The sequence below is a fragment of the uncultured Bifidobacterium sp. genome (assembly GCF_959020145.1).
Lineage (GTDB): Bacteria > Actinomycetota > Actinomycetes > Actinomycetales > Bifidobacteriaceae > Bifidobacterium.
The window spans coordinates 82,393-101,639 of the sequence record NZ_CAUEQY010000003.1; the positions used below are offsets into that span (position 1 = coordinate 82,393).

General features: G+C 59.2%; 17 protein-coding genes and 1 other RNA gene. 5 read left to right on the plus strand and 13 right to left on the minus strand.

Annotated features, from left to right (window positions below; all coding sequences use genetic code 11):
• Positions 1-36 precede the first annotated feature (36 nt).
• Positions 37-699: a ribosome hibernation-promoting factor, HPF/YfiA family gene (raiA, locus tag Q5H33_RS02065; RefSeq protein ID WP_003810589.1), complete on the minus strand. Its 663-nt coding sequence runs from the start codon at positions 697-699 to the stop codon at positions 37-39.
• A gap of 177 nt (positions 700-876) precedes the next feature.
• Here raiA and rnpB point away from each other — a divergent pair.
• An RNA gene (gene rnpB, locus Q5H33_RS02070) (RNase P RNA component class A) lies at positions 877-1,240 on the plus strand.
• A 79-nt stretch (positions 1,241-1,319) separates the two neighbouring features.
• Here rnpB and Q5H33_RS02075 read toward each other — a convergent pair.
• The 9 genes from Q5H33_RS02075 to miaB form a co-directional block, all read right to left on the minus strand.
• On the minus strand, positions 1,320-2,015 hold the full coding sequence (locus Q5H33_RS02075) for a regulatory protein RecX (RefSeq protein WP_003810591.1): 696 nt from the start codon (positions 2,013-2,015) through the stop codon (positions 1,320-1,322).
• A 3-nt stretch (positions 2,016-2,018) separates the two neighbouring features.
• Complete coding sequence (gene recA, locus Q5H33_RS02080; protein ID WP_302422736.1) at positions 2,019-3,161, minus strand: recombinase RecA; 1,143 nt, start codon at positions 3,159-3,161, stop codon at positions 2,019-2,021.
• Between the two features lie 262 nt (positions 3,162-3,423).
• On the minus strand, positions 3,424-3,657 hold the full coding sequence (locus Q5H33_RS02085; RefSeq protein ID WP_033499690.1) for a DUF3046 domain-containing protein: 234 nt from the start codon (positions 3,655-3,657) through the stop codon (positions 3,424-3,426).
• 82 nt (positions 3,658-3,739) lie between these two features.
• Positions 3,740-4,249: a helix-turn-helix domain-containing protein gene (locus tag Q5H33_RS02090; RefSeq protein WP_117643139.1), complete on the minus strand. Its 510-nt coding sequence runs from the start codon at positions 4,247-4,249 to the stop codon at positions 3,740-3,742.
• A 62-nt stretch (positions 4,250-4,311) separates the two neighbouring features.
• Positions 4,312-4,878 (minus strand): CinA family protein, encoded by a 567-nt coding sequence (locus tag Q5H33_RS02095; protein WP_033499691.1) that lies wholly within the window; start codon positions 4,876-4,878, stop codon positions 4,312-4,314.
• 6 nt (positions 4,879-4,884) lie between these two features.
• Positions 4,885-5,559, minus strand: a complete 675-nt coding sequence (gene pgsA / locus Q5H33_RS02100) for a CDP-diacylglycerol--glycerol-3-phosphate 3-phosphatidyltransferase (protein WP_302422740.1) — start codon at positions 5,557-5,559, stop codon at positions 4,885-4,887.
• A gap of 59 nt (positions 5,560-5,618) precedes the next feature.
• Positions 5,619-8,423, minus strand: a complete 2,805-nt coding sequence (locus Q5H33_RS02105) for a DNA translocase FtsK (RefSeq protein WP_117565386.1) — start codon at positions 8,421-8,423, stop codon at positions 5,619-5,621.
• Between the two features lie 95 nt (positions 8,424-8,518).
• Positions 8,519-9,529: a tRNA (adenosine(37)-N6)-dimethylallyltransferase MiaA gene (gene miaA, locus Q5H33_RS02110; RefSeq protein ID WP_033499693.1), complete on the minus strand. Its 1,011-nt coding sequence runs from the start codon at positions 9,527-9,529 to the stop codon at positions 8,519-8,521.
• Positions 9,513-10,967 carry a tRNA (N6-isopentenyl adenosine(37)-C2)-methylthiotransferase MiaB gene (gene miaB, locus Q5H33_RS02115; protein ID WP_055308850.1) on the minus strand — a complete coding sequence of 485 codons (1,455 nt, stop codon included), beginning with the start codon at positions 10,965-10,967 and terminating at the stop codon, positions 9,513-9,515. The genes miaA and miaB overlap by 17 nt, the downstream gene beginning before the upstream one ends.
• 190 nt (positions 10,968-11,157) lie before the next feature.
• On the opposite strand from miaB, the gene Q5H33_RS02120 reads away from it, so the two are divergent.
• Positions 11,158-11,841, plus strand: coding sequence for a GTP pyrophosphokinase family protein (locus Q5H33_RS02120; protein WP_021913827.1), 684 nt, complete (start codon positions 11,158-11,160; stop codon positions 11,839-11,841).
• 71 nt (positions 11,842-11,912) lie between these two features.
• On the opposite strand, the gene Q5H33_RS02125 is transcribed toward Q5H33_RS02120, so the two are convergent.
• From Q5H33_RS02125 to Q5H33_RS02135, 3 genes are all read right to left on the minus strand, one after another.
• Positions 11,913-12,887, minus strand: a complete 975-nt coding sequence (locus tag Q5H33_RS02125) for a DMT family transporter (RefSeq protein WP_038444633.1) — start codon at positions 12,885-12,887, stop codon at positions 11,913-11,915.
• A 103-nt stretch (positions 12,888-12,990) separates the two neighbouring features.
• The gene (locus Q5H33_RS02130) at positions 12,991-13,872 is read right to left on the minus strand and encodes a Bax inhibitor-1/YccA family protein (protein ID WP_039775379.1); all 882 of its coding nucleotides are present in this window, start codon (positions 13,870-13,872) and stop codon (positions 12,991-12,993) included.
• 116 nt (positions 13,873-13,988) lie between these two features.
• Positions 13,989-14,759 carry a DUF5067 domain-containing protein gene (locus Q5H33_RS02135; RefSeq protein WP_124917261.1) on the minus strand — a complete coding sequence of 257 codons (771 nt, stop codon included), beginning with the start codon at positions 14,757-14,759 and terminating at the stop codon, positions 13,989-13,991.
• Between the two features lie 234 nt (positions 14,760-14,993).
• Here Q5H33_RS02135 and Q5H33_RS02140 point away from each other — a divergent pair, with 234 nt between their 5' ends.
• The 3 genes from Q5H33_RS02140 to Q5H33_RS02150 all read left to right on the plus strand — a co-directional run bounded on the left by Q5H33_RS02140 (position 14,994) and on the right by Q5H33_RS02150 (position 19,198).
• Positions 14,994-16,277, plus strand: coding sequence for a sensor histidine kinase (locus Q5H33_RS02140; RefSeq protein ID WP_368043735.1), 1,284 nt, complete (start codon positions 14,994-14,996; stop codon positions 16,275-16,277).
• A complete protein-coding gene (locus tag Q5H33_RS02145; RefSeq protein ID WP_302422751.1) occupies positions 16,274-16,966 on the plus strand; it encodes a response regulator transcription factor in 693 nt (230 codons plus the stop codon). The genes Q5H33_RS02140 and Q5H33_RS02145 overlap by 4 nt, the downstream gene beginning before the upstream one ends.
• Before the next feature lie 129 nt (positions 16,967-17,095).
• Positions 17,096-19,198: a DUF262 domain-containing protein gene (locus Q5H33_RS02150; protein WP_302422753.1), complete on the plus strand. Its 2,103-nt coding sequence runs from the start codon at positions 17,096-17,098 to the stop codon at positions 19,196-19,198.
• Positions 19,199-19,247 lie beyond the last annotated feature (49 nt).

Genomic DNA, 19,247 nt, shown 5'->3' on the forward strand with positions numbered 1-19,247 from the left:
CGAGCCTCTTATCGTTCAGTTTTCAGCCATCAGCCATTACTTCTTGGCCACATTCTCCGGAGTGTCGATTTCGAAGACGCCGTAGCTCCAACCGTGACGGTGGTAGACGACGGACGGACGACCGGTTTCCTTGTTGACGAACAGGAAGAAGTCGTGACCGATCAGCTCCATCTCGTACAGGGCCTCGTCAATGGTCATCGGCTCGGCGATGTGCAGCTTGCGGCGGATGACGATTGGGGTGTCGCCGACCTGGACCTCGACGGATTCGCCAGGGCCGAGATCAGCGGAAACGGCGTCGGCCGGGCTATTGTTCGGCGCTTCCGGCTCCGGCTCCTCGACGACGACCGGCTCGACCGGGCCCAGATCGACCGGGACCGGATCGGTGTAGCCACGACGATGGTCCTTGCGGCGGTCGCGGGTACGGCGCAGACGAAGCGTCAGCTTGTCGAGAGCCAAATCGAGCGCGCTGAACTCGTCGGCGCTGGAGGCTTCGGCACGCACCACGGTACGACCTGCGATGACGGTGATCTCAACGCGCTTGGCGGTGTCGGCCTGACGCGGATTGCCCTCGTGGGACAGCACAATCTGGACACGCTGCGCATCCGGGGCGATAGCGGTCACACGATTCATCTTGCTTTCGACAACGTCACGGAACCTTTGCTTGATCTGCGTATGACGTCCGGTAACGACGATTTCCATGTGGACCTCCCTAGACTCAAGCGGTGTTACCCGCTATATACGGACCAAACAGCTGCTTCGCTGTTCGGTAGTCAACATTGTAGCCGCAACATTGTGATTTCACTGAAAAGTTGACGCAAGAAAAATAAAGTTTTTTTGATTTTCCTTTCGTCCGTTTTCTTGCTATCATAGTGCATTTGAGACCTCTTGATGGCCGCGACCGATCCGTCGGTTGAGGAACTTCCGGGCTCCATAGAGCACGATGGCGGATAACGTCCGCCCAGGGCGACCTGAGAGATAGCGCAGCAGAGAATAGACCGCCTTACCGGTTTCGGCCGGTGGGTAAGGGTGAAACGGCGGTGTAAGAGACCACCGGGCCGCTGGTGACAGTTGGCCGCATGGCAAGCCTCATCGGGAGCAAGGCCAAGCAGAAGGCGTTCGAGGACTGCTCGTCCGAAGCCTTCGGGTAGGCTGCTAGAGCCTGACGGCAACGCCAGGTCGAGATGGATGGCCATCCGTGCCGTTGGCACGACAGAACCCGGGGTATAAGAGGTCTCACTCTCCACTCTTTATGTTTTGAGGATTTCTTTACACCAGCCTCTTTATGAAACTGACGTCACGCCCTTGGTCAACGGTCGCCGTCAATCAAACAGTTCCTGTGCGATTTGGCGCAGAATCTCAGGATTATGGCCTTTTCTGCCGCCCGCGCTCCAGAAGCGGCGCCTACGTGCATCGCGTTCCAGACCGGCGGTTTTTCTCGCGGTTCTACGGCCTAATTCCCATGCGGCTTCAGTAAACACGCCGTAGGATTCCGCCTCATCACAAACCTGTTGGGCCAGCCTACGGTCGACGCCTTTCCGTGTAAGCTCAGCGACCGCGCCCCTACATCCCATAAGACGGGTCGCACAGTAGCGCACCGCGGATTGCGCGTAGGCTTCATCGTCAATCAGTTGAACCCTTGTCAGTCTTTCGATGACGTCGTCAACCACTTCAGAGGTATAGCCCTTACCAATCAGGCGCTCACGCAGTGCGCCGGAAGGTCGAGGCGCAGCGTCCAGCAATCGCAATGCGGCTTCCCTGCATGCGTCAAGATCATTTGGATCCTTTGCGGCAGTAGAATCGCCGTTCCCGACACGCCCAGCGTGTCGCGCGTGTCGTGGCGTTTTCGTCGCATTTGCGCTTCCAGCGAACAAACTGGAACGGTCAGGTTTCGTTCGACGGTTCCACCTCTGAACGTTCGTGCGTTCTGGATCCTCTGAAGAAAGGGCAAGGCCCCCAGTATCGGCCGACGCCGGCTGAAGGCCCTGTTCCTTAAGGAAACGTTCGGCGCTGATCATATGTCAGGCTTTGGCGGCTTTTGAAGTTTTGGACGTCTTACCATCATCCGGCGCGCCCGCGGCGTCCTCCGCCCCATCGTCCTCGGCGAACTGGTCGGTAGGTTTGATCAGACCGAATGCCGCCTTGACCTTGTTCTCGATTTCCTCTGTGAGTTCCGGATTGTCCTTGAGGAACTGACGCACGTTTTCGCGTCCTTGCCCCAGCTGGTCGCCCTCATAGGTGAACCACGAGCCAGACTTTTTGACGACGTTGGCCTGCAACGCCATATCAAGCACGGAACCTTCCTTGGAGATGCCCTCGCCGTACAGCACATCGAATTCGGCGGTCTTGAACGGCGGAGCCATCTTGTTCTTAACAACCTTGACCTTGGTACGGTTGCCGACAGCCTCATCACCGTTCTTAATGGTCTGGATACGGCGGATGTCCATACGTACGGACGCGTAGAACTTCAATGCCTTGCCGCCGGTGGTGGTCTCCGGATTACCGAAGAACACGCCAATTTTCTCACGCAACTGGTTGATGAAGATGGCGGTGGTACCGGCTTGCGCCAGCGCACCGGTCATCTTACGCAACGCCTGACTCATCAGGCGCGCCTGCAGGCCGACATGGCTGTCTCCCATCTCGCCTTCGATTTCCGCTTTCGGCACCAAGGCCGCGACGGAATCGATGACAATCACGTCAAGCGCGCCGGAACGAATCAGCATGTCGGCGATTTCCAATGCCTGCTCGCCATTGTCCGGCTGAGAGACGATCAACGAATCGGTGTCGACGCCCAGCTTACGGGCATAGACCGGATCGAGCGCATGCTCGGCATCGATGAATGCGGCCACACCGCCGGCCTTCTGGGCATTGGCCACCACATGCAGCGCCAATGTGGTCTTACCAGAGGATTCCGGTCCGTAAATCTCCACAATACGGCCTTTAGGCAGGCCGCCGATGCCTAATGCCATATCCAAAGCCAAGGATCCGGTCGGAATGACCTCGACATCCTGTTCCGGGCGGTCGCCAAGTCTCATGGCCGATCCCTTGCCGAAGCTTTTCTCGACCTGCGCGAGCGCTGTGTCGAGCGCGGCCTGACGGCGCGGATCGATTCCATTCGCGGACTTGTTCTGTGCGGCGTTCTTTGCCACGCTCGTCTGTGCCATGACTACTCCTTGTTGTTGACCGAGACGAATGAATGGATTCACCGTAAAACCGCATCATCCATCTGCGCAAGTTCAATCGGCCATTGTGGTCGAAGAACATGCATTTCGACACGCCGAAGACCGCTTTCCCTTGAAATTCCAGCATTCTGAAACTTCGCGGCGAGCCGTTGACGACCTGCCCAATCCGTGCTTCTGTGGATAACTATACCCCATTATCCGAACATCTGTTCGAAATCGGTGTTTTGCGATAGCCGAACTCCGCCTAACGCACCGGCATTGGTGGCGCGTTATGGTCCTTTCCCCAACGTTTGGAGTCAGGAATGTTCATCTGGTCGCACAGAACGTTCCATACCACGCGGGGCTCCTCCCCCATTTCAAGCGCTTCGACGGCTGTCAGACCGTTCAATCGATCAAGCACTTGGTCGCGTGCGAGCGCGCGGCCATAGCTACGGCCGAGTACCTCTTCAAGCAACTGCCAAAATTCACGTTCCTGCACGCGCTCAAGTGTACACAGCAAGCGCAACCAAAAGAAAACGCCCGACGGAACAAGCCGCCGGGCGTTAGACGTCCAACAGGAATCAGATTGCGACGGAATCGAGATAATCGGCGACCATGCGCAGCATCTGCGCCGTGGAGACGCCCAACGATTGCGCAATCGAGCTCAGCAGCTCGGAGCTGGCCTCTTTTTGGCCACGCTCCACTTCGGAGAGGTAGCCCAACGACACTCCGGCCTTTTCGCTCACCTCACGCAACGTTTTGTGGTCATGGGTGCGCAGATCGCGCAGTACATGGCCGATGGCCTCGCGAAGCGATACCTCTCTGGGTCCGTCGGTGGTTTCCGTGGCTGCCGACATGGATCGTGCGGAAACGCGTTCCGCGTCTTCCTCCCGCCATATGCGGGTCAATGCGGCCTGGCGCTCGTCTTTGGCCTTTTTGGCCGCGCGGGCACGCAGCACCTGCTGCTGGGCGAACATCACCGCGCGGCGCTGGGCTGGGGTGAGTTCCCTGACGCGGGCGTTGCCGCTTTGCACCGTGGGAACCATCGCCTTGAGTTCCATCTGTTCCTTGGTGAGTGTCATCGTGTCCATGCCGCCAGCCCCTTTCGCTTTTCATACGTACGTCCACTATGGTCAACACCCATATTCGTGGATTATTCCTGTGAAAGTGCTGAAAGAGTCCTCAGTTTTTCCAGAATACATTGCACGGTTTCGTGCCGCACAGCTTCCCGATCACCCTTCAGACGCAGCTCATAAGCAGCTGTTTGACGCGCACGAATGCCATTGAAGCCACAGGGCAGGGAGCAGCCGATGTACACCAGGCCGGCAGGTTTGTCACCATCCGGTCCTGGCCCTGCAACACCGGTAGTGGCCAAGCCGATGACACAGTCTCCATCCTCGGTCTGTCGGTATAGTTGCGCGGTTCCCGCAGCCATCTGCCGCGCCACTTCGGGGTGGACCGCCCCTTCTCGGGCCAGCAGGTCGGCATTCACGCCGAGAATCTTCGCTTTGGCGCGAATGTCGTAGGTCACCGCCGAGCCGAGGAACACTTTCGATGCGCCTGGTATGCGTACGAAGGCGTCGGCGAGTAGACCTCCCGTCAGTGATTCGGCGGCGGCGATTTTGAAATGGTTGGCTTCGCAATAGCGTAAAACGGCTGCGGCCAGCTCATCGCATTGCGATTGGCTGGCCGCGGTCGACGAATTTTCGGATTCGCTCATCGGGATTTACTTGGTTTCCTTTTCGGATTTTGCGGTCTTCTTACGTCCGCCGAACGTGTTGACGAGGTATTCGCCGCCCGAATACAGGCATAGAATCAACGCCAGGTAAATCAGGGCGTACGTGATCGTGTAATAAACGGTCATCCACAGCGGAGTGGCGTTCATGCCATCAGCGAGGCTCCACATCGGCAGCATGAGCATGGCAAGGCCGATGCACTGGCACAGGGTCTTGTACTTGCCGGCTTGGGATGCGGCGATGACCTTGCCGCCGGTGTCGATGACGAAGAAACGCATGATGGTGATGCCGATCTCACGGATGAGGAACAGCGCGGTCACGACCCAGCCGAGCACTGCGTTGCCGAATTCGTTGAAGATGGCGGCGACGATCAGCGTGCCGCAGGTGAGCAGCTTATCTGCGATTGGGTCCATGAGCTTGCCCAGTTCGGTGACCTGGTTATATTTGCGGGCCATCCAACCGTCGAGCTTATCGGTGCAGGCGGCGATGATGAAGATAATCGCCGCCACCCAGCGCATAGTCGTGTTTTTGGTACCCCATGCGCCTGCCATGACGTACAACGCCAGGAAGATGACGACCAGGACGATACGAGAGAAAGTGACGATGTTCGGCGGGGCGTTCCACCCGTCAAGCAGGGACGATTTGCGTTCTTCTTGCTTTTCCATACCGTTCACGTTACCCCGATACCACTACTTGGCGCAATGCGTGCGATTGTCGCGTTCCATCATCGCGTGTCCGCAGCGTCGGCCGGCTGGGTAGAACCTGCGGTAAGCGATGAGGTTTCGCCCTTGATGAAGGCGAGCACCTGCGGCAGATCCTGCGGTTGGACGAGCACTTCGCGAGCTTTGGAGCCTTCGGACGGACCGACCACACCACGCGATTCAAGCAGATCCATGAGTCGGCCGGCTTTGGCGAATCCGACACGCAGTTTGCGCTGCAGCATGGAGGTTGAGCCGAACTGCGTGCTGACCACCAGTTCCGCCGCCTGCAACAGCACGTCCATGTCGTTGCCGATGTCCTCATCCGGCTCGATGGCCTTCTTTTCGGCCTCCTTGGCCATCTCCTCGATATCCTCGCGATAATGCGGCTTGCGCTGGGTTCGCACGAACTCCACCGCGCGACGGATTTCGGACTCGTCGACCCATGCGCCCTGCACGCGGATCGGCTTGGCCTGACCCATCGGCAGGAACAACGCGTCACCTTGGCCGATCAGCGTTTCCGCACCGGTGGCGTCGAGGATGACTCGCGAATCGGTGGCGGATGAGGTGGCAAAAGCAAGTCGGGACGGGATGTTGGCCTTGATCAAGCCCGTGACCACGTCAACGGACGGGCGCTGCGTGGCGAGCACCAGATGCACGCCGGCGGCTCGCGCGAGCTGCGTGATGCGCTGGATGGAGCTCTCCACGTCGTTCTTGGCCACCATCATAAGGTCGGCCATTTCATCGACGACCACGAGGATATACGGGTATGGTGCGACCTTGCGTTTGGAGCCTGCGGGCGCATGCACCTTGCCAGCGCGCACGGCAGCGTTGAAGTCCTTGATGTGGCGGAATCCGAAGAATTCGAGGTCGCTGTATCGTGCGTCCATCTCCTTGACCACCCATTCCAAAGCCTGCGCGGCCTTCTTCGGATCGGTGATGATCGGGGTGAGCAAATGTGGAATGCCCGCATAGGCGGACAGTTCGACTCGTTTAGGATCGACCATGATCATGCGGACCTGGTCAGGCGTGGCGCGCATGATCACGGAGGTGAGCATGGAGTTGATGAAGCTCGACTTGCCGGAGCCGGTGGCGCCAGCCACCAACAGGTGGGGCATCTTGGTCAGGTCGGCGGTCACGAAATGGCCTTCCACATCCTTGCCGACGCCGGTGAGCATCGGATTCGGATCGTTCCGGGCCTTGTCGGAGCGCAGCACGTCGCCCAGCACCACGGTTTCGCGATCGGAGTTCGGAATTTCGATGCCGATGGCGGATTTGCCTTCGATCACCGACAGGATGCGCACGTCGGAGCTGGCCACCGCGTAGGCGATGTTCTTCTGCAGGTTGGTGACCTTCTCGACCTTGACGCCAGGGCCAAGCTCCACCTCATACATGGTGACGGATGGTCCGCGCAGGAAGCCGATGACCTTCGCATCGACGTTGAACTGTTGGAAGGTACCGGTCAGCGCGCGGATCACACGATCGTTCTCCGGAGTGTGCGCGGCGTGCGGCGCGCCCTTCTTCAGAATGTTGAGGTCAGGCAGATGATACGGTCCCTCGGGAATGTCATCCGCCGCTTCCCCGTCAACGGCAGCAGCCGGCATATCGTCAAGGACCTCGCCGGTCGCGGCATCCACCATGACTTCCTTGCCGTTGGAGGTGCCGTCCTCGTCGATGACGGCCCATGGGTCGCTTGGAGCGACGCCAACCGGCTTGATTTCGCTGGACGGCACCGGCTCGGCGACGCTGGGCATGGTGCCGCTCGCGGTGCCGATCGGCGCGGACGAGAAGGAGCGTCCGCGACCGTTCTGCGGCATGGCCATGGTGCCGGACGGTGCAGCGGCGGAATAATCATCTGAATCATAATCATCGGCACGATAATCGTCCGAAGAAATGCTGCGTGGCGAATCGACCTGTTGGTACGGCTCGTCGACGATGGTTTCCGCGGTCTGTCCGTGCCGTTCGGCGGCATTAAGAAACGCTTCGTCGCCGGCGTAATGGTCAAGGTCGCCATCATCGACGTTCTTGCTCTTATGGGATGCGAAGCGTTGCTTCATACGCGTAAGGAAGCCCGGCCTATCGTCGTTTTCTCTATCCGCATCGGTGCCGTCGTGGGCGGGAACGCCTTCGGCGAAGGCGAGTGTCGTGTCCCCAACGCGTACTTCGTTCGGAAACTGTTCGGCCTCATCGTCAATGTCATCACGGTTTTTAGGCGTTCCAACAAACTTGGCCGCCAGAGCCTTCGCCTTGTCCGGTATCTGCGTGACCCGGGTATGGGTGATCAACAGCAACGAAAACAGGATGACGACTACGAAAATCGCAATGGAAAAGCCTTTGGAAAGCCCCCACGCCAACGGACAGCCAAGCACATAGCCAAGCAGGCCGCCTGCCCGCTGCAGCAAAGACATATCGAACTTCTGGGAGTCGGAGGCAATCGCCGCGTCAAGAATAGAGCAGACGGACCAGAGGATCATGAACCATCCGAGGGCCATATGGAGGTTCTCATCCTTGTTTTGCGTCTTGCGCATCAGACTGAACACCACAAGCGCCAGGAATACCGGCAGAATCACGCTGGTCAATCCGAACAGTCCGGAGGCCATGGCATGTAGGACCTGTCCGAAAGCGCCCTGGACACGGAACCATTCGGATGCGCAGAACAGCACCGCGAGAATGGCCATGATGAAACATGCGATGTCGCGGCGATATTTACGCAGTATGCCGGCGATCGGAGAGGAATCGACCTCGTCCATGACTTTGGTATCGCCGGAACGCGATTTGCCTGCGGAACCCTTGCCGCCTGATTTCGGGTTGGAAGATGCTGTTCGTGCCATAACAGAACTCGATTTTACCCATGGGCACCGCCATGGCACGACGACATCCGATACTTATCGAAAGTTTTTGCCGTTCACGCCGTCAGGCGCTTCGGCTAGACGATATCGCCAAGATGATGCTGCGTGTACGCATCCGCCTGCGCGTCGATCGCGTCGTAATCGCCGGCGTCGGCATGCTCGATGATGGCCATGGCATTGCCCAGCAGCGCGGGGTTGAGAGCCTGCAGCCAGTGGATACGCGGATCGCGGCCAAACCATCCCATCTGTTTGCGTGCCAGACGCTTCGTCTTCTGCGCGATGCTCATGAACGTGTCATTTAAATCGCACAGGCCATCCAAATAGTCGACAACCTGCTGGTATCCAAGAGCCTTGCCTGCGGTGATGCCAAGCCGGGGACGGATACGCTCCACTTCCTCGACGAAACCGTTCTCCAGCATCTGCTTGGTACGGATGTCGATGCGGCGGTCAAGTTCCTCGCGCGGCAAATCAAGGCCGATCTGCACGGTGGGAATCACATACCGGTAATGCGGCAGGCTCGCCGAATACGGCCGGCCCGTCACTTCGATGACCTCAAGCGCGCGGATGGTGCGTCGAGGATTGTGCGGATCCATGCGGGCCGCGGCTTCAGGATCCTTTGTCTTGAGCTCGTCGAACAGCGCACCGGCGCCTTCGACCTTTTCACGTTCCTCGAGGCGTTTGCGCACCTCTGGGTCAGTGCCAGGAAAGGAAATGTCGTCGATGGCGGCACGGGCGTACAGACCGGAACCGCCCACGAGGATAGGGCGCACTCCCCTGGCCTGCAGTTCGGCGATTTTGGCGCGGGCGATCTCCTGGAAACGTGCCACGGACATGGCGTCGTCCGGTTCGATGATGTCAATCAGGTGGTGCCTGACCTCGGCCTGTTCCTCAGGACTCGCCTTGGCGGTGCCGATATCCATGCCCTTGTACATCTGGTAGGCATCGGCGTTGACGATTTCCGCCTGCTCGCCCTTGGCCTCCAACGCCTTGGCAATGGCGATGCCAAGCCCCGTCTTGCCGGACGCAGTGGGACCGACGATGGACACGACCTTACGGGTTTCGGGCTTGCTTTCAGTGGCGGACGGCATAGGTTTGCCCCGCTTCCGGATTCGGATCGGCGATGAGATTGTGGCGTCCCGCATGGGTGACGGTGGCGGTCACGAAATCACCCATCTGCGGCATCGGCTCGCCTTCCGGCACGCCGACATGCACGAGCACGCCGGTTTTCTCACGTCCGGTAACACGATGGGTGGCGGCATCCTTCTTGCCGGATGCGCCGGTGACCATCACCTCGACGTCACGGCCTTCGAAAGTCTTGAGATTCTCTTCGGTGATGCGTTCCTGCAGCGCCACAAGACGTTCGAACCTGTCCTGCACCACGTCATGCGGAACCTGCTCCATCTCAGCCGCCGGCGTGCCGGGACGCGGCGAGTAGATGAACGTGAACGCGGAAGCGAATCGCGCCTCCTCCACCACGCGCAGGGTTTCCTGGAAGTCCTCCTCCGTTTCGCCGGGGAAGCCGACGATGATGTCGGTGGAGATCTGCGCGTCCGGCATGGCCTCGCGAATCTTGCGCAGAATGTCGAGGAACTTGGCGGAACGGTAGGAGCGGCGCATCGCACGAAGAATCCTGTCGGAACCCGACTGCAACGGGAAATGCAGCTGGTGCATGACGTTCGGCGTCTCGGCCATTGCTGCGATCACGTCGTCGGTGAAGGCCGCGGGATGCGGCGAGGTGAATCGTACGCGTTCCAAACCGTCAATCTCGCCGCACGCGCGCAGCAGCTTGGAGAAGGCAAACCGGTCGCCGATGCCGTAGCCGAAGGAGTTCACATTCTGGCCCAGCAACGTGACTTCCTTGGCGCCTTCGTCCACGCATTGGCGGATTTCGGCGAGGATGTCTCCGGGACGGCGGTCATGTTCCTTGCCGCGCGTGGTCGGCACGATGCAGAAGGTGCAGGTGTTGTTGCAGCCTACGGAGATGGCCACCCAGCTCGACACCTTCGACGCACGGTCGGTTGGCAGTTGGCTTGGGAAGTAGTTGAGTTCCTCCTGCACCTTCACCTGCGCGTGGCCTTCGATGCGGGCCTGGTCGAGCAGCTGAGGCAGGGATCCGATGTTCTTGGTACCGAACACGGCGTCGACCCACGGGGCTTTTTTCGCGATCTTCTCACGGTCGAGCTGCGCCATGCAGCCGCCGACCGCGATCTGCAGGTTCGGGCGTTCCCTCTTCAATTCGGCCCACAGTCCGATGGTGCCGTACATGCGTTCGGCGGCGTTTTCGCGCACCGCGCAGGTGTTCATGACGATCAGGTCGATGTCATGGTTGAGATACTGTTCCTCGGTGGCGGGCACGTAGCCGTCGGCCTCAAGCACGCCGGCGATGCGTTCGGAATCATGCACATTCATCTGGCATCCGAGCGTATGCACGTAGAACACGCCCTTGCCGCGCGTGGGGGTATCGTTCGCCGCCGGTTCGGCCAGTTTCGAGGCGCGCTCCGCCTCGGTCATCATGTCTTCGTTCATAACGCACCATGCTATCGGCAGGGCGGCACAGGCGTTTCGGAACGCGGGAACGCCCCGTTCTCGGCGCAATCGCAGGGCATTGACCCTCTTCGATACACAGCATACGTTCAGTTTTGCGGAAAGCGAGGCGGTACACTGTTCTTCCGTGATACTTGACAGGCAAAATCGAATTAACACCACCGAATTGCAGATGCGTCTGAAGAACGTCGACGTCGGCGAGGGATCCCTTTCCCCCGAACAGATCACCGAGTTCATCGACCAGATGCAGGTGTATGAGGGTGCGATGTACGAGATCAGCACCAAATTGGAGATTCTTGACTCGGAATTCCAGGTGCGCTTCTCCCATAATCCAATTCACCATATGGAACGCCGTCTCAAATCGCTTAACTCGATCCTCGGCAAGCTGCAGCGCCGCAACCTGCCGTTGACCGTCGACGCCATCAAGGACAACCTGTTCGACGTGGCGGGCGTACGCGTGATCTGCAACTACCGCGACGACGTGTATTCCGTGGCGAATTATCTGTCCGCGCAAAGCGACATCCAAGTGCTGCGTGTCAAGGATTACATCAAGAACCCGAAGCAGAACGGTTACCGTTCGCTGCATGTCATCTACGCGGTGCCGGTGTTCCTGTCATCCGGACCGCACTACACGCCGGTAGAGGTTCAGCTACGCACCATCGCCATGGATTATTGGGCGAGCCTGGAGCATGCGCTGCGGTATAAGACGGATCTGCCGGACGCGAAGCTTGCCGAGCATTCGCAGACGCTGTTGGATTGCGCGCGCAGCCTGCAGAACATCGAGACGCAGATGCAGAACATCCATCGCGACATCAACAGCGCCCCGCGTGTGGGTGAGGCGCCGCAGGCGGACTGATGTTTTCGGAAAATGGCGATTGACGGACAAATCATTGCCTGTCAATCGCCATTTTTCGACGATATCGAACGTTATTCGCGCTTACGCAGCAATCGTGGTATTTTCACCGGAACCTGTGCGAGCACGGTGCCGATGAAAATCAGCGCGCAGCCGATGTAGGCTCGTGTGGTCATGACTTCGCCGAGCAGCAACGCGCCGCCCACCGCGGAGAAGAACGATTCGAGCGACATGATCACGGCCGCGCGCGACGGCGGCACCAGCTGCTGTCCGACCACCTGCAACGTGTATGCCACGCCGGCCGAGCCGATGCCGGCGTACACGATGGGAAACCAGCTTTGCATGGCGCCGGCCCAGTCGATGGAGCCTTCGCATAGGGAGCCGATCCAGCTCAGCAGCGCGGTGGTGGAAATTTGTCCGAAGGACAGCAGAATCGGATCCATCTTCTGTCCGAACGTGTCGATGACGAGAATATGGCCTGCGAATAGAACCGCAGTGGACAACAGCACCACGTCGGCAAGGGTGATCGAGCCGAATCCGTCGGTGATGCACAGCAGATAGAAGCCGACCACGGCGATGGCAACGCTGACGATGACGTTCATGGTCACGCGGCGGCGCAGAATAAGGAAGGCGAGCAGCGGCGTCATGACGATGTAGAGCGCCGTGATGAAGCCGGAACGGCCTGCGGAACCGGAATAGAGGATGCCGTATTGTTGGACGGTGCTGGCGGTGAACAATACGATGCCGCAGATGACGCTGACGACCACGGGATTGCCCAGGCATTTCGGCATGGCCACGGTTATACCGTTGCCAAGCGTGACGGTTGGACACTCATTCGATTCACGGCGTCGGCGTTCCTGTTCGGCGATGCCTCGACGGCGGAACCACAGCAACGGTATTAATGACAGCGCGCCCAATGTGAATCGTGTGGCCCCGAAGAACAGGGGGCTCATGGAGGCCATGCCCTGCACTTGGGATACGAATGCGAAGCCCCAGATCATGGCCGTCAGAACAAGGCAGGCCATGCCGCCAATCTCTTTCCTCTGCATGAGCCACTACCCTATGGCACGTTTTTCGCCGACAGAAAAGCCTGACCATATTCTGGTCAGGCTTTTGTTTGAGGGTTCAGTGCAGAGGACGTCGCGGGATTTTTCAGTCGCGATCGCCGAAGAGCTGGAGAATATACAGGAACATGTTGATGAAGTCCAGATACAGGTTCAGCGCGCAGATGATGGAGACCTTCTTGACCATGTCCTCACCATGGCCTGCGTACTGGGCGAACAGCGCGCGAGTAGCTTGGGCGTCGTAGACGGTCATGCCGGCGAACAGCACGAGGCCGATGGCGGAGATAACCATCAGCATGGTCTGTCCGGGAGCGAAGATCATAAGCAGCACTTCGGCGACGATCAGCACGATGAGGCCGACCAGCAGAATCGGACCGGCTTTGAGCATGTTGACCTTGGTGGTCATGCCCAGCATGGTGAGCGCGAAGAAGAAGCCGGCGCACAACGCCAGGGAGATGCCGATGGTGCCAAGATCATACGCCATGAAAATGGTGCTTAGCGAGAAGCCCATGATCGCGGCATACACGTAGAACATGACGCGTGCGGTGCTCGGCTTGATCTTTTCAATGCGGGCGCCAAGATAGATGGCGATCACGATTTCGACGACGAACGGCGCCCAAGCGCCAATGACGCCAAGCGACTGGATGAGCGCGATGTAGGCACCGGTGGCTTGGGTGAGGATGGCCACAGCCGCGGTGACGAGCAGGCCGATGGTCATCTCACCGTAGGCACGGGTGACGGAAGCATGTTCGGCACGCTCATAGGAGTATGTCGCCTGAGCCGGAATGGTGGCCGCCGGAGCGCCCTGCGCATACATGTTCTGCGGCGCGTACTGGTATTGGTTCTGACCGTACGGATTCTGGCTGTACTGCCCGTACGAATTCTGGTTCGGATTGTATTGGTTCTGCCCATACGGCTGGCCGTTGAATCCATTGGCGTTGTTGCCTTGGGGCTGCTGACCGAATGTCATAATCGCTCCTTAACTCGATTACGCATCACAGTACGGTACTTTTCTGACTATTTCATGAGAGCCCACGTCTTACGGTGCCGAGCTGAAACTACCGGCACCGTATATCCAATGCGCAATCAGACCGTGAACTTGTGCACCACTTTCGCGCTATCGTTCAGGTCGAACAAATCAGTGACGTCGACCGTCACTTCGGAATCGTCTTTCAAGGTATATCCAATCGTCACGGTTCCGGTGGCTCCGGGCTGGACTTCGGCGAAATCAGAATTGGAATCGTATCCGGCAGGGTTCTCGCTGTAAATGGCGGTGTCGAGAGCTTGTCCATCTTGGAACACTTGCGGGCTGGCGAGGACCGCAAACGAATTGTTTTTATCCGTGTTGTTGGTCCATTCGAATGTGACCAACACCGTGGGCTGATTGTTATAGTCGTTGTTGCTACGTACCGCGGAGACGATTTTCACATGCATGGTCTTCAAATCGCCTTCCATATCCTGATCGCCCTTCGGCTGATTTTTTGCGGAGCCTTTTGCGGATGATTGTGAGCTTGACACGCCGGTGGCCTCGTCTATGGCCTTGCTTGCTGCGGACTGCATGGCCAGAGTAATGACGATGGCCAACACCGACAGCACCGCAGCGACAATCGCCAATGCCTTGCCGCGCTTTTTACCGCGGAACGTGCCGACCAATGCCACAATCGCAAGAATCACGCCAATGAAACCGAAAATCGCAGCAATGTTGTTGATAATCGGAATGAAGCTCAGCACGAAGCCAAGCGCGCCGAACACCACGCCGACAATGCCGCACACAGTCAGTCCCTTCTCTTCCTGATAGACCGGCTGCAGCGGGGGTTGGGGTTGGATGGGCTGCTGCGGGGCGATGTAACCACTCATGATCGTTCCTTCTTCTCGAATCGGTTGAGACACTTTCGAGAGTACGGAGCCGAGCGCGTGGACGGTATTGGACGAAAGGCCATTCCTGTCTGCCCTTTGAGGCGCGCGAAACGCACGGAAGAACAATGGCGTCTTTCGGGAACGGGCCCAATAATGGTAGCTATGAGCGAGACGACGAATTCCCCAGCCCCCATCGAAGTGCCAGTACGCACCAGGATCTGGCAAAGTGTGGTGATGGTGGTTTGCGCGGATTTCATGTGCATGGCGCAGACCGCGTTCGCCTCGCAACGTTTCGACCAGGATTCCGCCGCATACGTTTGGATGGTGTTCTGCGTGCTGCTGTCGTTCGTGGTCGGTCTGCTGCCGCTCGCCCGTTCCCGTTATCCACATGCCACATTCGTCGCCGCATGCGTGGCCGTGCTGGTTTTCCCGTACGATTCCACCATCGCGTTGATGGCGTTGACCGCGCTGTTGGCTCGTCGCAATGACACGAGGACGACGGTTCGTGCGATCGCGGCGGGCGGCTTCGTCACACTTGTGGCGCAGGTGCGTGATACGTTGCGCCCGCCGGAGGCGTCCATCTGGCATATGGTGTTCGCCAAACCGGATACCGGCAGCCAATACGGCACCGACCTGGTCATGCTCGCCGATGAACGCACCATCGTCGTCACCGCCGTAGTGGCGGCATTACTGGAACTGGCCATCGCGACTTTGGCGGGATTGCATATCCGATCCCGCGCCTTGGCATCGCTGGCAACGGCCAAGGCGGACGCGGCGGATGCGCAGGTGGCTCAACTCAAAACCGCGATCGACAGTCAGCAGCTGGCCGACGCAATCGCGGCCGAAGCGCATGACACGCTCGCCCATTCGCTATCCCTGCTGGCGTTGAATGCGAGCGCGCTGCAAGCCGAGTCAAAACGGCTCGTGGCCGAAGCGGAAAGCATGGACGCCCATCAGCTGGCCGAACAGACCGGCCGGATCGCGGAGAAAACCGAGGAAATCAGAAAACAGGCGGCGGGCGCTTTGGACGAGGCGCACAGCGTCATCGACATGCTGCGCCATCCGGAGCAGGCGCGTGAGCAACTGGCGCCATCCGACGAAACGTCCCTGACCCGTGAATCGCTGGATGCGCTTATCGGAGACGCACGTGCCGCCGGCATGCGGCTCAACACGTGGATCGACATCCAGCAATTGGGCCAGCTCAACAGGGAAACCGGCAAAATCGCCTATCGGTCCCTTCAGGAGGGACTGACCAACGCGAGCCGCCATGCGCCGGGATCCCCGGTATCGTTGGAACTCACCGCCAATCCCACCGCAGGCGTGCACGCGCATGTGTCCAATCCGACCATTCCAGCCAACGGTACGCATCTCGACACGAATGCAAAAGACATGTCTCGGACTGGCGCCGGATTGCCCGGACTGGCGGAACGCGTCCGCCAGTCCGGCGGAACATGCCGATTCGGTTTTGACCCGCAACACACGTTCCACATGGACGTGCAGCTACCATGGGTTGAGTGAGCAGCAACGAGAACAGCAACGACAGACCGATAACAGTTGGCGTGATCGATGACGATCCGATGATCTGCCAGGCCATGCGGCTGATCCTCGAAGACTATTCCGCAGGCAGGCTCAATGTTGTTTTCACCTGCACCGACGGAAGCCAGGCGATTGACGAAACCACCGGACATCATCCGGACGTGGCGTTGATGGATATCGCCATGCCCGGCATGGACGGCATTGAGACGACCAGGAGGCTGCGCGCACTCCCCCGTCCACCGCATGTGCTGATACTGACGTCGTTGAGTCCGAGCGGAACCGTGGAACGGGCCATTGAGGCGGGCGCAGAAGGGTTCGTCTCCAAAACCGACGCGCCAGAGGAAATCATCCGCCGCATCACCGACGTGTGCGTGGGCCTGCCCCAGTTCAATCCGGCCAGCCAGCGACAGCTCATCAACGATCTCAATACTCAGCAGCCGCAATCGCGCCGCGATGAGGCGCGCGCCATGCTTGACGCTCTGCCCAAACGGGAGCGCGAGGCGGTGGTTCTTGCCGCCGACGGGTACACCAATGCCGAAATCGCGAAACGTATGTTCATTTCGGAACGCACCGTCAAGGCGCACATCTCATCCGCGGGAGACAGATTATGCATGGGCCGGGTACAGATGGCGCGTTTGGTTGAACGTGCGGATCTGCCGGACCAATTATGAGGCGAAGGATTCTACGGCAGTGGAGACTCCGTTACGTCCATGAAACGCCGGTGCACCCCCTCCCATAAACTAGAAAACAGTATGCCGCACCTGCGGTGCAAACGTTATCAATGAGGGATGGCGGTCGATATGGCGATCAGCGCGACGGAAAAACCCCTGGGCAAAGTGTTCACTTCCGATTACCAACTCACCATCCCTTCGTTCCAACGCGCGTACACGTGGCAGGCGGAGAACATCGAACAGCTCGTCAACGACCTTCAGGACGCCTGCGCCGACCCGGACACGCCTTACTTCCTCGGCTCGCTCATCCTCGTCAAGGACGGCCCCACCCAATACCAGGTCATCGACGGCCAACAGCGCCTCATCTCCCTGTCAATCATCGTCTCCGTGCTGCGCGAACTGGAAGACGACCCCGACCTCATCGACAGCCTCAACGACCTCATTTTGGAACCAGGCGACAAACTCCGCGGCATCAAAGCCGAGCCACGACTCACCCTGCGAGAACGCGACACCGACTTCTTCCGCATGTACGTGCAGGAAGGCGATTTGGAAGGCCTGTTCGATCTGAGGGACAACGACATCGCCTCGCACGCGCAACGCAATATCGCCGTCAACACCCGCCGCACATTCGACCTGCTCGCCGCCATGGACGCCAAAGACCGCCGCCGATTCGCCTCATACCTGGTCAACGGCGTCACCCTCGTCATCGTCACCACCGACGACCTCGCCGGCGCGCACCGCATCTTCGACGTGATGAACATGCGCGGCGTGCCACTGACCGCATCCGACGTGTTCAAAGCGAAAACCATCGCGGAAATATCCCCCGCCGCGCGTAACGCCTACGCCACACGATGGGACGACATCATGGACCCGCTCGGCGATGACTCGCACACGCTCGAAGAGTTCTTCTCCGACCTGCACCTGATCGTCTCGCACAAGGCCGTCTGCACACAGCTGCTTGAGGAATTCCGCAAAGACGTGCTCAAACCATACGTGAAGAAACAGAACGTCATCTCCTTCATCGACGATCTGCTCGCCCCTTATGCCAACGCGTGGCTCATCCTCAACCGTCCGACCGACGCCAACCTGCCAGACGACATCGTGGCCATGCTCGTCTCACTCGCCGACTACCAGACCACCGACTGGAAACCCGTGGCCATGTGGGCGCTCGTCAACTCCATCCGCAACCTCGGCAGCGCCAACGCACAAGTGTTCTCCACACCCGGAAATATCGGGAACGGAACCACGAACGCGCACGACGAACGCCTCCAATTACACGACATCGACAGACTCCACGACGTTCTCGCCGCACTCGAACGCGTCACCGGCGTCGACAGCCTCAACCGGCAAAGCCCACTCGCCCGACGCACACGCGCCGCAAGCGCCATCCGAGACCTCAACAAAGGCCATACCCTCCAACAGATCCGCGGATTCCTCATCACCGACGAGGACCGACGTTCCGCACTCGCGCATCTACGTGGCGAGTTGCAGACCAGTCCCGCCATGAAGAAACTTCTGCTCATCCGCGCCAACGAGCAGAAGGCCGGCTACCGCATCACCCGACCGCGCAGTCTCAAAGCGTTGCCGATCATGCCCGAACAGGTCAGCGCGAAATCCGATTTCGCCGCCTGGCCGGAGTCGGTGCGTGACCATTGGGCAAACCGCATCGGCAATTTGGTGCTTAGTCAGGCCAACGAAACCCAAGTCGCGCCACTCGCCACGTATGCGCAGCGGCGCGACCGCATGCTGTTGTCGGCAAGCTCCAGACGTTTTCCGCTGACAGCCGAACTCGCCAATATCGCCGAATGCACGCCGCAGACGCTGCAATACCGGCAGGATGAGATGGTTCGGCTCATCGCCGACCATTGGAATATTCGTTACGATGCCGACGATACGGATTTGTCGACGTTGAACGAGGAGACGCTCAATGTGAAAGCTACGGCCTCCTCTCCCACGTCCAAACGCGTCAGCATTGCCCAAGTGCTGGAAGCCGGGCTGCTTATCGCCGGAGAGACCTTGGTATGGGAGCGTCCCCGCAAGGGCGAACGTTGGGTAGCGACCGTCACTTCCGAAGGCAAGCTGCGCATGGATGACGGCAGGGAGTATGCCACGCCTACTGCCGCGGCGCGTGCCGTTGGCGGCTCATCAGCGGGTCTTACCGTGTGGAAACGCACGTCGAATGGCCAGAAACTGAGTGACGTTTGGAAGGCGTATCGTCTGCGCAAGCACTGAGGACGCCGAACGACCAGATGGTCAGTCTCAACCAGCCGGATTCAATCAA